Origin of the sequence: Treponema vincentii (assembly GCF_010365865.1) — a bacterium.
In the GTDB taxonomy this organism is placed as follows: Bacteria; Spirochaetota; Spirochaetia; order Treponematales; family Treponemataceae; genus Treponema.
Window position 1 is genome coordinate 2,357,679 of the sequence record NZ_CP048020.1, and the last position, 15,394, is coordinate 2,373,072.

12 protein-coding genes, 1 tRNA gene and 2 pseudogenes are annotated in these 15,394 nt (G+C 45.7%); 7 read left to right on the forward strand and 8 right to left on the reverse strand.

Annotated elements, in window-relative coordinates; genetic code table 11:
• Window positions 1-195 precede the first annotated feature (195 nt).
• Window positions 196-1,261: pseudogene (locus tag GWP43_RS11020) on the forward strand (PD-(D/E)XK nuclease domain-containing protein).
• A gap of 260 nt (window positions 1,262-1,521) precedes the next feature.
• Here GWP43_RS11020 and gap read toward each other — a convergent pair.
• The 7 genes from gap to GWP43_RS11045 all read right to left on the reverse strand — a co-directional run bounded on the left by gap (window position 1,522) and on the right by GWP43_RS11045 (window position 8,882).
• The gene (gene gap / locus GWP43_RS11025) at window positions 1,522-2,571 is read right to left on the reverse strand and encodes a type I glyceraldehyde-3-phosphate dehydrogenase (RefSeq protein ID WP_162664200.1); all 1,050 of its coding nucleotides are present in this window, start codon (window positions 2,569-2,571) and stop codon (window positions 1,522-1,524) included.
• Between the two features lie 176 nt (window positions 2,572-2,747).
• Complete coding sequence (locus GWP43_RS11030; RefSeq protein ID WP_230977685.1) at window positions 2,748-4,625, reverse strand: hypothetical protein; 1,878 nt, start codon at window positions 4,623-4,625, stop codon at window positions 2,748-2,750.
• On the reverse strand, window positions 4,600-4,872 hold the full coding sequence (locus GWP43_RS15020) for a metallophosphoesterase (protein WP_230977686.1): 273 nt from the start codon (window positions 4,870-4,872) through the stop codon (window positions 4,600-4,602). Before GWP43_RS15020 ends, GWP43_RS11030 begins: the two co-directional genes overlap by 26 nt.
• Window positions 4,869-5,459, reverse strand: coding sequence for an AAA family ATPase (locus GWP43_RS15025; protein ID WP_230977687.1), 591 nt, complete (start codon window positions 5,457-5,459; stop codon window positions 4,869-4,871). The genes GWP43_RS15020 and GWP43_RS15025 overlap by 4 nt, the downstream gene beginning before the upstream one ends.
• Window positions 5,449-6,897 carry a 3' terminal RNA ribose 2'-O-methyltransferase Hen1 gene (locus GWP43_RS11035; RefSeq protein WP_162664201.1) on the reverse strand — a complete coding sequence of 483 codons (1,449 nt, stop codon included), beginning with the start codon at window positions 6,895-6,897 and terminating at the stop codon, window positions 5,449-5,451. Before GWP43_RS11035 ends, GWP43_RS15025 begins: the two co-directional genes overlap by 11 nt.
• A gap of 49 nt (window positions 6,898-6,946) precedes the next feature.
• Window positions 6,947-8,155: an exodeoxyribonuclease VII large subunit gene (xseA, locus tag GWP43_RS11040; protein ID WP_162664202.1), complete on the reverse strand. Its 1,209-nt coding sequence runs from the start codon at window positions 8,153-8,155 to the stop codon at window positions 6,947-6,949.
• Window positions 8,156-8,201: 46 nt separating this feature from the next.
• The gene (locus tag GWP43_RS11045; RefSeq protein ID WP_162664203.1) at window positions 8,202-8,882 is read right to left on the reverse strand and encodes a DUF3298 and DUF4163 domain-containing protein; all 681 of its coding nucleotides are present in this window, start codon (window positions 8,880-8,882) and stop codon (window positions 8,202-8,204) included.
• 556 nt (window positions 8,883-9,438) lie between these two features.
• Here GWP43_RS11045 and GWP43_RS11050 point away from each other — a divergent pair.
• The 5 genes from GWP43_RS11050 to aroC all read left to right on the forward strand — a co-directional run bounded on the left by GWP43_RS11050 (window position 9,439) and on the right by aroC (window position 14,338).
• A complete protein-coding gene (locus tag GWP43_RS11050; RefSeq protein WP_162664204.1) occupies window positions 9,439-9,684 on the forward strand; it encodes a type II toxin-antitoxin system prevent-host-death family antitoxin in 246 nt (81 codons plus the stop codon).
• Window positions 9,684-10,016 carry a type II toxin-antitoxin system RelE/ParE family toxin gene (locus GWP43_RS11055; RefSeq protein WP_162664205.1) on the forward strand — a complete coding sequence of 111 codons (333 nt, stop codon included), beginning with the start codon at window positions 9,684-9,686 and terminating at the stop codon, window positions 10,014-10,016. The genes GWP43_RS11050 and GWP43_RS11055 overlap by 1 nt, the downstream gene beginning before the upstream one ends.
• Window positions 10,017-10,676: 660 nt before the next feature.
• The gene (locus GWP43_RS11060; protein WP_162664206.1) at window positions 10,677-12,329 is read left to right on the forward strand and encodes a leucine-rich repeat protein; all 1,653 of its coding nucleotides are present in this window, start codon (window positions 10,677-10,679) and stop codon (window positions 12,327-12,329) included.
• 155 nt (window positions 12,330-12,484) lie between these two features.
• The gene (locus GWP43_RS11065; protein ID WP_162664207.1) at window positions 12,485-13,084 is read left to right on the forward strand and encodes a hypothetical protein; all 600 of its coding nucleotides are present in this window, start codon (window positions 12,485-12,487) and stop codon (window positions 13,082-13,084) included.
• A gap of 138 nt (window positions 13,085-13,222) precedes the next feature.
• The gene (gene aroC, locus GWP43_RS11070; RefSeq protein ID WP_162664208.1) at window positions 13,223-14,338 is read left to right on the forward strand and encodes a chorismate synthase; all 1,116 of its coding nucleotides are present in this window, start codon (window positions 13,223-13,225) and stop codon (window positions 14,336-14,338) included.
• A 67-nt stretch (window positions 14,339-14,405) separates the two neighbouring features.
• Here aroC and GWP43_RS11075 read toward each other — a convergent pair.
• Window positions 14,406-14,477: transfer RNA gene (locus tag GWP43_RS11075), tRNA-Val, on the reverse strand.
• 179 nt (window positions 14,478-14,656) lie between these two features.
• On the opposite strand from GWP43_RS11075, the pseudogene sufC reads away from it, so the two are divergent.
• Window positions 14,657-15,387: pseudogene (sufC, locus tag GWP43_RS11080) on the forward strand (Fe-S cluster assembly ATPase SufC).
• Window positions 15,388-15,394: the final 7 nt, after the last annotated feature.

A 15,394-nucleotide genomic window follows, 5' to 3' on the forward strand; every position in this document is an offset into this window, starting at 1 on the left:
ACAGCATACACCCCAAAATTCCATCTGTCAAATGTTTTTTTGTGTAAAAGAGGCTGTTATTTTTACACATGGTGGTAATATCAAAGCAAAGCTGCAGGGACATTCAATCTATGCGAAACGTTTAATCTTCTGATGCTTTCCGCTGTCGACGGACTGTTGATTGACAGAGCATACAACATATCCTAAACTGTAAACATGAGCTTTCCACGGAAATTGCCGATCGGCATACAGAGTTTTAAGGTATTACGGGACGATCGCTTTCTCTATGTAGATAAAACAGCTTATATCTTTCAATTGGTAACAAGCGGCCGAGTCTATTTCCTCAGCCGTCCGCGACGATTTGGAAAAAGTCTTTTCCTTTCGACCTTGGCTGCATATTTCCGCGGTCAAAAAGAGCTATTCAAAGGACTATATCTTGAAAAGGCGGAAGAGGAGCAAGCGGTATGCGAAAACAGAGTTGCATGGCTTGAATATCCTGTGCTGTATGTACAATCCTTATAGCATACTCAATGCCTTTGATGATAAAGAGATCAAAAGCTATTGGTTTGGAACGGGAACACCGACATTTCTGGTTAATTACTTAAAAGAGGCTCGTTACTTTATTCCCGATTTGGACGGTCATGTTGAGCTGGATGAAGACGGGCTGCAAACCTATCGTGCCGTAGCTCAAGATGCACTGCCTATTTTGTTTCAAGCAGGATACTTAACCATAAAGAAATATATAGGTGATCTCAGACTTTATCGGCTCGGCTTCCCGAATGATGAAGTCCGGTATGGCTTTTTACATAATCTTTTACCCGCATATTCGGATGTACCGTTCGGTCAAACAGGGGTATGGGTAGGACGATTTGTACAAGACATCCGTGAGGGGAAAGTCGATAGCTTTATGGAACGGATGCAGTCGATTATAGCGGGGATACCCTATGATAATTTCAGTGAAGAGAACCTGAAGCTGCGTGAGCAGAACTATCAAACAGCGGTGTATTTGATCTTTGCGCTCATGGGACAGTTTGTACAGACTGAGGTACACTGTAATACCGGACGCTCCGATTGTATAGTACGCACAGCGGACAGCATGTACCTCTTCGAATTTAAGCTCTCCGGCAACGGCAGTGCAGAGGATGCGCTCAAGCAGATTAAAAACAATGGTTACGCTGAACAGTATAAGACTGACGGGAAGAAGATTATGCTGATCGGGAGCAGCTTTAGTGAAGATACACGGACTATCAAAGAGTGGAAAACCGAGGTGCTTGAAAAATAATCGCTAAGGCTGACAAGACGCGGTTTTGTTATAATCCGATCCAATGTGAAGATACGGCAAGCTCTTTTGCATAACGTACTTACCGATGGTGTGACTTTCTAAAGATATAGCATACGACAAAGGAAGAAAGTTGTGTTTGAGCGGAAGTCTTAAAAACGGTATATTTTACAAAGCCGCCAGAGTGGCAGGAATGCGGTAAAGATTAGAAAGGAAGGCAGCGCTGCAGAAGCGAATCGTCATTTCCACAGCGCCTAAAAAAATTATTTATTCATAAATTTGAGCAGGTCGATAACGCGGTTGGAATATCCCCACTCGTTATCATACCATGACACTACTTTAAAGAAGCGCTTTTCGCCCGGGAGGTTATTCTGGAGCGTTGCCTTGCTGTCATAGATGGAAGATCGTTTGTCGTGAATAATATCGGTGGAAACGATGTCTTCGTTGCAATAGCCTAAAATCCCCTTCATATAGGTTTCGGAGGCTTTCTTGAATGCTGCATCCAACTCTTCAATAGAGGTATCTTTTGTTGCACGGAAGGTTAAATCGACAACCGAACCGGTGGGAGTCGGTACGCGGAATGACATACCGGTCAGCTTGCCCTTTGTTGAAGGTAATACTTCGCCGACAGCTTTAGCAGCGCCGGTCGTAGACGGGATAATATTGATAGCAGCTGCCCGTCCGCCGCGCCAGTCTTTCAGAGAAACACCGTCAACGGTTTTCTGTGTTGCGGTATAAGAGTGGATCGTTGTCATCAATCCCGTTTCAATTCCGAAACCTTCTTTTAAAATGACATGGACAAGAGGTGCCAAACAGTTGGTGGTGCAGCTTGCATTGGAAACAACGTGATGTTTTGCAGGATCATATTCATTTTCGTTTACACCCATAACGATGGTTTTAATGGGCTTTGCGGCGTCAGCGCTTTTACCAGGCGCGGAAATAATAACCTTCTTTGCACCTGCTTCCAAATGGCCGTAGGCTTTTTCGTTTGTGTACAAGCCGGTGCTTTCGATAACGAGATCGATGCCTAATTCCTTCCACGGAAGCTGAGCAGGGGTTAAGCCCTTGCCGGAGACGCATTTGATTTCATGCCCGTTAATCACCAGTACATCATCGCCTTTTGTACCGATTTCGGCATTCATCTTGCCCTGTACGGAATCATATTTAAGCTGATAGGCAAAATACTTTGCATCGGTTGAAAGATCGACAACCGCAACGACATCAAATTTATCCTTTCCAAGCAAATTCTGTTCAACCAATGCCTGGAACACAAGCCGACCGATTCTGCCGAATCCGTTAATAGCTACTTTCATATTTATCTCCTTAAAATAGTGGAACACACCGGAGAAAAGCCTTTAAATGATACTGCGGCTATTCTTTGTGTTCTATAACTCTTTTTTTAACTGTAAATAAAAAGAGTACGGTTGTCAATATTATCCATACGAGGGTTTAAGTTCCCGACACTTTGCGTCGGAGATGTCGATTGTGTTTACAGCCGCGGGTCGGTCGGCTCACTTTCCATAGCAAGCACGCCGAATGCACTTTCGTGAATACGCCGGAGCGGTTCTTTCCGTACAAAGCGTTCGAGCGCTTCAATACCGAGGGCAAACTCCTGTAAAGCGAGGCTCCGTTTTTTTGCAAGCCCCCGTTTCTTAAGCCGGGTAAGGTTTTCCGGCTTGCAATATTCCGGCCCGTAGATAATCCTAAGGTATTCTTTTCCGCGGCATTTTACGGCAGGCTGCAAAAGCGTACCGTCTGTACCATAAGCGGTAAATTGGTACGGTTTTACCACCATTCCTTCACCGCCCTCACCTGTAAGCTCAAGCCACCACGTTACCGCATCGGCAATTTCCGCCTCATTGTCCAAATGCACTATTTTATACGGCGTTAGTTTAAAAAGCGTGGAATCTGCATGGCATATCTCGGCGATCTGTTCCATGTGCCATTGGTGGGTTTTATCGGCATGAACAGCTCCCTCCGTTGCTAAAATATGGAACGGTGCAAGTTTGTAATCATCAATGCCGGTAACCTCCCAGCAATAGGCGCGGTATGCGGAAACAAATTTTTCCGCTGCCTGCTTTTTCTCTGCAAAGGTATGCAGCATCTCCCGAGCGCCTTCTATACCGCGCTGTGCCGTTAAACGCAGCACGGCTTCCGCTTCCGAAAGTGCATTGAGCGCCGCGGATCCCGTTGCTGCATATTGCGCTTGAATAAGGCTTTGCGCCTTTACCGACCACGGCATCAGTTCTGCATCCAGACACACCCAATCGGTCTGATGCTTTTCCCAAAAGCCTGAGCGGGTAAGCCCATCCCGTACCTTTGTTAGAAACGCATGTTCGGTTTCCGGTTCGTTAAAGAAATTCCGCCCCGTGCGGGTATAACAGATACCAAAGCCTTCCCCGGTAATACCGAAGCGGTGCGCTGCGGTTTGTTCATCTTTGCAGATAACGAGTACCGCGCGGGAACCCATGTGCTTTTCTTCGCAAACCACCGCTTGAACCCCGCGGCTTTTGTAATAGCCGATTGCTTCGGCGGGATATTCCAAGAAGCCGTCGAGTGTGCTTGTTTCGCAGGGAGACATGGTAGGCGGCAGATAGATAAGCCACTTAGGGTTTACCGCAAACCGGCTCACTGCTTCCAGTGCGGCGATGGAGTTTTCTTGCCGAATCAAAATGTTGTGTTTCAGCCGTGTTTGAACAATCCGCCGCCCCGTTACGTCTTCTATATCGAGCACATCATCATCTTGCTGCTGCAATGACATGATCGTATTGTGTGCAGTGTTGCTGCCAGCGGTGCGTGCTGCTGCTTTGTCCCCCGACGGCTGCGTTGTTCCGCTACCAACTGGAGGTACTGCCTCCTCGTTCATTGGCAGCAGGACTGCTTGGACTGCCGCGCTGCTGAGTTCTGCTACCTCCAGCGGCTTTACCGGTTCGCAGTACATTGTGTAAGCCGGTACCGAAACGAGTTCCTCTTCGGGGTAGCGCAGCGCGGTGAGGGAGCCGCCGAAGACACAGCCTGTGTCAATATCAATGGTGTTGTTCAGCCATTGTGCGGATGGCACAGGGGTGTGTCCGTACACAACCTTTGCACGTCCGCGGTATTCCGCTGCCCAGTTGTACCGCACCGGTAAGCCGAACTCATCCGTTTCTCCGGTGGTTTCTCCATACAAACAGAACGAGCGTACCGCTCCCGAACCGCGTCCCTGCATCTCTTCTTTGAGCCCCGCATGGGCAACCACGAGCTTTCCTGAATCCAACACATAGTGACTGACAAGCCCGTACAAAAATTCTTTTACATCGTTCTTGAATGCATCGGTTTCACCTTCAAGCTGCCGGAGTGTTTCAGCCAAGCCGTGTTTTTCCTGCACTGCCTTTCCGGTGAGTTTTTTTGTGGAGCTTCATATCATGGTTGCCCGGAACACAGAGCGCTGTACCGCTTCTGACCATGCTCATAACCAGTTTGAGTACGGCGGGCGATGCGGGGCCTCGGTCAATCAAATCACCTAAAAAAATGACCGTGCGGTTTTCAGGATGACTGACTTTTAACCCGTAGTTTGTTCCGTCGTCTGCTGTTTTTTCTATTATGTACCGCAGTTTTCGCAGCAGCTCAATCAACTCTTCGTAACAGCCGTGTACATCCCCGATAATATCGAAGGGGCCATGCAGCTCAGCCTTATCGTTATAGAGCTTCTCCCGCACAATCGCGGGCACGTTATCGGCCTCTTCTTCCGACCGGAATGTGTAGAGTTTTTTAAAGCCTTCTTTTTTTTTATACTTTTGAGAGAACGCTTTAAATCCTGCAGCTGTCGCCGGATAACATGGGGCGGAACGTTCCGGTCTGTGCGTTGCTGATTTCTCGTTTCACATAACTCCTGCGGCATATCAAAGACGATAGCAACAGGCAGTACGTGAAAGGAACGAGCAATGCTGATGAGTTTTTTCCGTGCATCAGGCTGAATATTCGTCGCATCCGCAACCGTGAGTAAGCCTTTTTTCAACCGCATCGAAATAATATAATAGAACAGTTCAAAGGCATCGTTTGAGGCTGCCTGATTATTTTCATCATTGGAAACGATACCGCGGCACGCATCCGACGAAACGGTTTCATACTGGGCGAAATGTTTTTTAGCAAAGCTGCTCTTGCCTGAGCCGGAAGCACCCACGAGCAGTACTAAGGCTGTTTTTGGTATTCTAATTTCCATACGTAAATACCGCCATCTGCGACGGCGCTCCTATGTTTTCTTCTTCTTCACCGACTGGGAAAAATGCAACCGTATAATTATTTTCACGCGCAACCCGTTCCGCCCATGCTTCAAATTCCGAGCGTGTCCATTCAAACCGGTGATCGCTGTGCCGCACTTTTCCTGCTGAAAGATTTTCGTAGCGTACATTGTATTCACGGTTCGGCGTGGTCAACACAATGGTCTGAGGCTTTGCGTAGGTAAACAGGGATTTTTCCAGCGCAGGCAAGCGGTTGGGATCGAGGTGTTCTATTACCTCAACAACGGCTGCGGCATCGAACCCGCTGAACCGTTTATCCCGATAGGTCAGTGAACTTTGAAAAAGCGAAAGCCGCTCGCGCTGCTTTTCAGGCATTTCGTTCCAGTGGAGTTTGTCTTGGCTTTTTTCTAATTCCGAATACGAAACATCAGTGCCGGCAATCCGGGTAAACTGCTTTTCTTTTAAGAGTAGTCTGAGCAGCTTGCCGTCGCCGCAGCCTAAATCAATAACACTTGCAGCCCCGCTCTGCTTTAATTTTTCTGTGACAAGTTTGAGCCGTATGTCATGGAGCCGCTCTTTTTTTACTTTTTGCAGCTGAGTGTGAGCGGCAGCAGTATCTTCTATTTTCGTAAGTTCATCTTGCTCAGCCTCATTATCAGTGTCGGGTATGATGCCGTCTTCCGCTGCCTGCAGTACTTCAAAGGCGGAACGCACCAGCGATTTTAGGTTGATTAAATACCGCGAAACAATAATTTCCCGTTCAGGGTGCTGCTCAAGCCAGCCCTTGCCCTTTTGCAGCAATTTTTCAACTTCATTCTGTGTGATAAAATAGTGCTTTTCATTATCCAAAACAGGAATGAGTACATAAAGGTGCGAAAGTAAATCCTTCAGCGACAGGGTATTTTTGAGTGTCAGGGTAAAATACTTTCCGTAGCCCCATTCGGAAAATTGTGTGTCGAGCAGGTGCCGTTCCGCTTCAACTGTGTACCCGAGCGGTTCAAAGAGCCGTTTAATCAACAGTTCACCACCCCGAGGTGCAGGCAGCACGGAGATTTTGGCGGTTAAGGCAAGCGGCATATCGATAAATTCAGGATGCTCTTTACAGTTGCCGTTCATCGCACTCGAAAACGCCTTTGAAATTGCGCTGCTCATAAAAGAAGACGCAACATACGGCCGGTCGTTGACATACTGTCCCAGTAAAAAATCTTTTCCGGCAAAATTCTTTGCGTTGCGTACCATCCCGATGGGATCAATATCCAAAAGGAGAGCCGCTGTCACTTTTCCTTTTTCACACTCCGGATAAAATATATATGCAGCACCGACTGACAGCTCAACCTGCTGTAATTTATCGGGATGCTTGTGCAGCAAAAAGCTTAAAGCTGCGGCATTTTCTCCTTCCGCCGTTATGGTTAATAACATAGACACTCCGTTTTATCGACATAGGAAAAAATTTTTTTCCTATGAATCTCTAGGACTCATGTGTATCCCACTGTCCTTGAGCAGTGGCTTTGATTTCGCCGTCGGCAAGCCTAATGCGTAGTGAGCAGGCAGCTACCGCATCCTGCGCACGGCGGAGCACAAGTCCCGTCTGCCGATTGTAGACGATAGAATATCCTCTGTTGAGGATCTCCTGCGGGTTTGCCCCTTCAATGGTTCGGATTAGTAAGGCGAGCCGGTGCTTTGTGTTAGTCAGCCGCGCCTGCATTGTGTACAGCAGATTTTCTTTCGCATCGTCAAGGCGCATTAAAAGCGGCTGCTCGATACGGCGGAATTTCATCTCAAGCGACTCCGGTGTAAACCCTTTAATCGTAAGCCGTATTCTTTCCAAAGCGCTGCCGATACTACGCAGCATATCGGACTGTATTTGAGTGATGGTATCGGTAATTTCATCTAAGACCGGTACGGCAAGCTCGGCGGCGGCAGACGGCGTGGGTGCGCGCACATCCGCTGCAAAATCGGTGAGCGCCCAGTCGATTTCGTGCCCGACTGCGCTGATAACCGGAATTTCCGAAGCGGCAACGGCGCGGACAACTGCTTCATCGGAGAAGGGGAGCAGGTCTTCCAAAGAGCCGCCGCCTCTTCCGATAATGATAAGCTCCCCGAGTTTATACCGATTGGCGGTTTCCAGCTGGCGTACCAACACAGGCGCCGCCTCCGCTCCCTGAACGGGAGCGGGAAGCACGGTAACACTTACCGTGCGGTTCCTGCGCGAAAGTACAGTGAGGATATCGCGCAGGGCGGCGCCCGTTGGGCTGGTAATCACGGCGATACGGAGCGGAAAAAACGGCAATGGGCGCTTCCTGTCTCGGTCAAAAAGGCCTTCGCGCGCAAGTTTCTGCTTCCGCTCTTCCAGCATTTTCAGAATAGCGCCTTCTCCGGCTAGCTCCATCGTTTCGACGATTATCTGGTACGAACCACGCTGCTCATATACCGACAGCGAACCTGATACAATAACCTTGAGTCCGTCTTTCGGCTCAAAGCCGAGCGTCCATGTACGGCCTTTAAACATAACCGCTTGCAATGCGGCTTTTTCATCTTTTAGGGTAAAATAGAGGTGCCCGGTGCTTGAAGGGCGGCAGTTGGAAATCTCCCCCGCAATACGGAGGGAGGAAAAATTTTGCTCAAAAAGCGATTTGATAATGCCAGTAATCTCTTGTATCGAATATACGTGATCCATACCGGCATCATATCATAATATTATAAAAAATCTACGCTGTAAAAACCTACTTAAACAACGAGCGGGGAACAACAATTTCCGGCATACCGGAAGCATACGGCCCGACTTGGTATTGACTAAAGACAATGCGGACGGAATTTTTTTCAAGCTTAAAGACCGCAAAATTTTCTTTTGTAGGTTCCGTGCCTCTGTTAATCCAATCCTCGTCGGAGCTAAAGGTCTTCTTTTGAACTTGAGCATTCAGCTGTTTACGTGCCTCAGTTGAAAGAGCTGCAAGCCAGTCTTTTTTTGCCGGTTGCAAAGCTTCTTCCAATGAAAGCAGTTTCTTTGTTTGCTTGCTGTAGGTTATCGGAATAAGGGTGGTACTACCATGTGCTGCGCCGCCGACATATTGATAGACAGTTAAGAGAAAACTGATATGCTTCGAATCCTCATATACCGAACTGCTGTCAATATCGAATTGAAAACCTTGCGGATAGGCGGGCGCTTCCGCAGAAAAGAATTCGCTGTTAAAGGCTTCAAGAGCCTTCTGAACAACATCGGAAACTTGGGCATTGAGAAGAGGTTCTTTTCCAAAAACGGGATAGTCGATGTCGGCCTCGTAGCTGATCCCCTGCTTCTTGTTTTTATCTTTATCCTTCGCATAGACAGCAAACGCCAAGCAGCATAGCACCAAAATAAAACCGACTGTTGCACTTATACGTAAAGTACGGTTAAAATTCTTCATATTATTCTCCTGTAAAAATATTTAGTCGTATGTATCGACAATTGATAAAACATTTACAAAGTCTGAAAGGTTACCGCATAACAAACCTCGCATACATTACTTTCAAAATCACCTCATCTATGTTATAGTATTAACCACCGAGCGAGGGAGAACATAATTAATGATGTTTCCTGCCTTGTAGATAATAAAATCATCGTGCTGGCTGAGCATCAGTCAACCATAAATGAAAATATTCCTTGACGGCGAGTTTTGAGCAGGGTGCTCGGGCTTTTATTCACAATTAGTAAAATATATGAGAGTCAGGGATTCTACATTATAGATACAAACCTATGAAATTTATGTTCTAAATCATCGAAACAGCTCTACGCTTGAAGATATAAAGCCATTTTACGATTAAAAGCTTTGTTTTTTGTTACGTATAGCAATGGGTTCACTGCATTTTATCTGCAAAAGCTTATAATGCGGAAGCCTTGATATGAGAGTGTAATCTGCTTGACAGTTTATAAGTATTTTAAGATAATTATTTCGTAAAATATTACGAATATTAGAGGTATGTATGATTGCTATAAAACCTGTTTCGGATTTGCGTAATTATAATGAAGTTTTGCAGGATGTTGCTGATGAATCGCCGGTTTTTCTTACTAAAAATGGCAGGGGGTGTTATGCGGTAATTTCTATAAGAGATTACGAAAAATTGACGGCTACGAAAACTCTTTTTTCTGAATTGAAGAAAGGCGAAGAATCTGCTTTGCAAAACGGATGGCTGGACGCAACACAGGTCAGAAAAATGGCGGGACTTTGATGTTTGAGATAAAGATTGCTCCGCAAGCGGCAGCAGACTTACTTGAAATTAAAAATTATATCGAGAATGAACTTCAAAATCCCATAGCAGCACATAATACTATTTCAAAAATTATAGAAACTTATGAAAATTTGACGTTCTCTCCAAATGGAGGGATTTCTGTGGAAAAATATGTTTCGTTTCCTACCGATTATAAGTTTGTGCTTGCAAATAATTATTCAATATTTTATAGAATTGAAGACGAAGTTATAAGAATTATCAGGATTTTGTATTCAAGAAGAGATTTTGTTCGTGTTTTATTTGGAGAAGAGAAAAGAACGAATAGCGTCTAACACCCGCTTTAACCTGACATTGCGGACAAGCCGCAAATGCAGGTTAAACGAATGCTAGTAGCCGAATACGACTATGATACTGATATTGCAGTATAGCTTTTGCTCAAGGAATAGAGCAAGGAATAACGCAAGGCTCCCGCCAAAAAGCCTTCGAAACAGTGAAAATAATACTCACGATGGGCTATCCCCTTGGTGATATTTGCAAAATTGTCGGGCTTTCGCCAGTAGAAGTCGAAACGCTAAAAAAATAAACTGCCAAGATAGCACCTTGTACGCTTTTGGCAATGCAACGCAGTAGATGCGCCGTATATTTTCAAAAGAACCTTGACTTTTGCCACCTTCCACTATACCATATCCCCCTATGCAGATAAAAAAGCCGCACAGATCATTAGTTTTTCTTACTGTTGACAGAAGGGCATTTTCCCTCTTCAACGATAAAATAATAAGGCGTGCAACTCATTATCTGTTAAAGACTTATATGCCCCCCCCCCTCCCTCCGTTAAAATAACTCTTTATACTACAATAGTTTATACATTTTTAACCTTTTCTCTTTTACCTCAAACCGTACCGACTGCTTTGTATGCCGTTAGTACGGTTTTTGCATTTATACCGGTTTCCTGTTTTTCCATTCAATTACATAAATACAAAAGGAGGTGTACTATGCGTACACAAAAAAAAAAGGGAACACAAATGAAAAGAGTAGCTGTTTTAAGCCTCTTGTTTGTGTTTGTATATGCAGGCTGTAAGCAGGTGATTTCTAAACCGATGGTACAAACCGAAAACGTTGAGCTCACCCTCACTCAGTCTACAGCGAATGGCAGCGTCAGCGCCACGGTAGACGGTAACCCGCTCACCTTTACGGAAAACAAGGCTCAGGTAGAAAAGGGTAAAACCGTTGTCTTTACCGCTGTTCCTGCTGATGGGTACCGCGTAAAGAAATGGACGGGAACGGATAATCCTGCAAGTACCGATAAAACGGCGGTGCTTACGGTAAAAGAAAACGCGACTGTTTCTGTGGAGTTTGAAAGTACCGCTGTTCCGGTGCAGAAGTTTAATGTTACCTTTACTCAGCCCAAGCTGGGGAGTTTAAAGGCGCAGCTCGACGGCACTCCCTTTACCGGAGGCGAGGTTGAAAAGGGTAAGGTTATTGTGTTTACCGCTGATATTCCCGGCTGCTGCCGTATTAAGCAGTGGAACGGCACCGACACACCAGCTCATACAAATCCTCTTGCGACGCTGACGGTCTCTGCTCCCGTAACGGTTTCCGTTGACCTTGAATATAACAGTATCGTTGATTCTTCATTGCTGACAATTAACAATGGCGTATTAGAAAAATGCGATCCTGCGGCAGAAGGCGTAGTGGAAATTCCTGCCGGTGTTACGGCTATTAAGGATGAGGCATTTAAAAGTTGTCCATATATTACCGGTGTGCTTATCCCAAATTCCGTTACCGAAATTGGCAAAGAAGCATTTTATGAATGCGAAAGGCTTACGGCAATCAGCATACCTGAGGGTGTTACATCTATCGGCAAGTCAGCATTTTATAACTGCAAAAGACTGACGGCTGTAGATATACCGAACAGTGTTACAACTATCGGTGAGGTAGCGTTTGTGTACTGTTCACAATTGCGAAGCATAACCTTACCGAAAGATTTAACGGTAATAAGCCGTAGAATGTTCTACCAATGCAATGATCTTGAAACTATTCAATTGCCGGAAAGCATTACAGATATTGGTGCTGGGGCTTTTGATTATTGTACAAATCTGGAGGCAATAACACTTCCAAAAAGGATAACCGAGATAAAAGGCGATACTTTTTCAAATTGTAGAAGTCTTCGTACTTTCAATTGGGGGGAAGCACAGGTACGGACAATAGGTTCTTCGGCGTTTGAAAACTGCGGTCTCAATGATATTGTACTGCCTAAGACAGTTACAGCTATTAATAAAAGAGCTTTTGCAAATAGCCACATAGAAAGCATTAAAATAACGAGTGAAAATATTGAAATGGGAGAGCTTATTGTCTACAATTGCGAGCGGTTAAAGAATTTCGTAATTTTATCACAAAGCTGCACTTTCAATTTTTCAAGCGATGACTCTCACAACCGGTATTATAAGCTCTTTTCTTTTGAAGAGCTAATACGATACGGAAAGCCTTACGGAGATCCTCCACGCTTTAATACTAGATGGGCGCTGCGGGGGATCGTTCCATCCGGTTTAAAAGTCACCGTAAAATTAGAAACCGTGAAGAATACGTTAGTCTCTCCAGGTGGTATTCCTGCAACTCAAATCACGGTTGATCCGGCTTTGAAGTAACTGAAGATTTTTCAGGCGGTGCTATACCGTCTGAAAAAGCAAGTCCCCGCTTAACGGAGGAATGGATAGCTGGGACTTGTCCCGAAAGGGGGCAAGCCCCTGCGGAATAATGGTGAAGATATGAATAAATTTATATTGAGAGGAGAATGAGTGAGGTGAATTTGCTAGATGCATTGATGTGGCTATGGTGTCTAATAGGAACCCATGCCTCAGAGCTGAGTTTCTTCGTTACTCTTTTTGCAACGTTTTATATTCCTAAAAAGATAATGAATAACCAAATATATGCAGACCTTATTAGCGAATATCGTAGTGCTGCTATCGGTCAAGCAGTTCTTTCGGTTACATATTTTTATACACATGACTGTAATTCGGACATAACTAAGATAGAGGAGAAATATACCGAACGCTATAAGAAGGAAGTAGATTCATTATTAGATAATCAGAAAAAAGAGGAAAACAGATGTGAAAATAAAATTGAAAATTCGCTACATTTTCAACGCCGGTTACTATCGCAGTACTATTATCAACTGGCTTCGCTGCGTTATCAAGGGTGCTGGCTTACTCGGCTAGCAAAAAGAAAAGTACGGAAAGATTTTACGGCACGGGAAGCAAAATTACTAAGCCTGTTATCTTATATGAATAAGGTAGCTGAAAAGACCTTTATTGAGTATGACATCGGTGATATTCACTATATAACGGAGAATAAACAAAATGTGCTGTTGGAAAAACTTTATGATGAAGCACAACAGTGGTGAAGCAGATGCCTGCCTATTTGTACAAGGCGTCTTATGCGGTTGCCCTTACAAAAAGGTAAATTCGGTTTCTTCAATGTTTACCCCATCCTGCCCTCCGGCGATCTTGTGCTCTGCTGATATTTAGAATAAACTACCGCCATGGCAGGAAATACATTCGGAACGATCTTTACAGTTACTACCTTCGGCGAAAGCCACGGAGCCGCAATCGGCATTGTCGTGGACGGCTGCCCCGCCGGTATTCCGCTGGAGCTTGAAGATTTTACTGCTGCGTTTAATACGGCACGGCCTTCGGGTACTTTTGAAACCGCGCGGCGGGAACCGAATATACCCGAAATCCTTTCCGGCGTATTTGAAGGCAAAACCCTCGGAACGCCGATTGCGGTGCTTTTGCGCAATACCGATGCGCGTCCGCATGACTACGAAGCACTAAAAGACCTATACCGTCCCGGTCATGCGGATTTTGCCTACGAGGCAAAATACCGCCGCCGCGACTGGCGCGGCGGCGGACGCGCATCGGGGCGTGAAGCCGCTGCACGGATTGCCGCAGGCGTTATCGCAAAGAAAGTGTTGACACATTGTTCACCACTGTATTCTGCGCAGTATACGGCGTGCAAGGCTGACGGTAAACCGTTGGACGGCACATCCGCTGACGGAGAAAACCGCCTGCAGCATGGGGCTATCCTCCCAATCACTATAGAAACCTCAGCAATAGAAATTGCAGGCATCCCCTGTAACCCAATCTCCGCAACGGATGAACTCCCTTCGGAAATACATAGTAAACTCGCTTCGATTAAGCAGGCAGGCGATTCCGCCGGTGCTATTGTGCAGTGCACGGTACGGAATGTTCCTGCCGGTCTCGGTGAACCGGTCTTTGATAAGCTTGAAGCGGAACTCGCAAAGGCGGTGCTCTCCATCGGCAGCGTTAAGGGTATTGCATTCGGGGCTGGCTTTCAGCTGGCACGTATGTCCGGTTCGGAAGCAAACGCTCTCGATAAAAATCATCACGGGGGAATTGCCGGCGGCATATCCGACGGAAAAGACATTGTGTTTCAGGCAGTCATAAAACCGGTGCCTTCAATCGCTCAAGAACAGATAATGGAAACTGCAAGCGGAGACCGCATAAGTCATGCTATTACGGGACGGCATGATGTCTGCCTCTATCGGCGGATCATGCCTGTTATCGATGCGATGGTTGCCATTGTGCTTGCGGATATGATGCTTCGGCAAGGAGCAGCTCAAATCTTAAAAGTTTAATTAAATCGATATCGGATTGTAGCACTATTGAATTGTAGTGTCGTAGTAAATAATGAGAAAGATAAAATGGACGATACTGGGTTTGAACCAGTGACTTCTACCGTGTGAAGGTAGCACTCTACCACTGAGTTAATCGTCCGTTTTTAAACAACGGAATGAATGTAGCATATTCACCGATTTTAAGCAAGCTGACCATAAACAAATACATCGGGAATATTTTAAGCGGCGGCTCCTTTCTGTGCAAAAAAAAACTCTTGTAACGTATTTTGCATCTTGTTATAATATTTTACTTATGTATTTCACACGAAGGAGTTGCGTATGAAACCGCTATTACATATAGAAAATTTACATCTGTCGGTGAATGAAAAGCCGATTTTGCATAATTTGAACTTGACCGTCAACGCGGGCGAGATACACGTAGTTATGGGGCCGAACGGCGCCGGAAAGTCTACTCTTGCCGCAGCGATTGTCGGTAATCCCGTCTTTCAAGTTGACCAAGGCTCGATTTTTTTTGAAGGGGAATTGATCAACGATTTGCCTGTTTTTGAGCGGGCGCGGAAAGGTATCTTTCTTTCCTTCCAAAATCCCGAAGAAATCCCCGGCTTAAAGGTCGAAGAATTTCTCCGCGCGTCAAAGGAAGCTGTCACCGGTAAAAAAATACCGGCGCTCACCTTCCACAAGGAGCTGCTTCGATTGATGGAATCGCTCAGTATCAATCCCGAGTATGCAGACCGCAGTTTGAATGTCGGCTTCTCCGGCGGCGAAAAGAAAAGAACGAAATTCTCCAGCTTGCAGTCTTGCAGCCCAAGCTTGCCATTCTGGACGAAACGGATTCAGGGCTGGATATCGATGCCACCAGAATTGTATTTGAGGGCGTTGCAAAACTCAAAACGCCGGATATGGGCATCTTAATCATCACTCACCACAGCAAGGTGCTCGATTACTTAAAGCCCGATTATGTCCACGTGTTGATTAACGGATCACTGGTAAAGACTGGTGGCATCGAACTGGTAGAGCATATTCAAAAGCACGGATACGCAGGGATGTAGGAGCGGC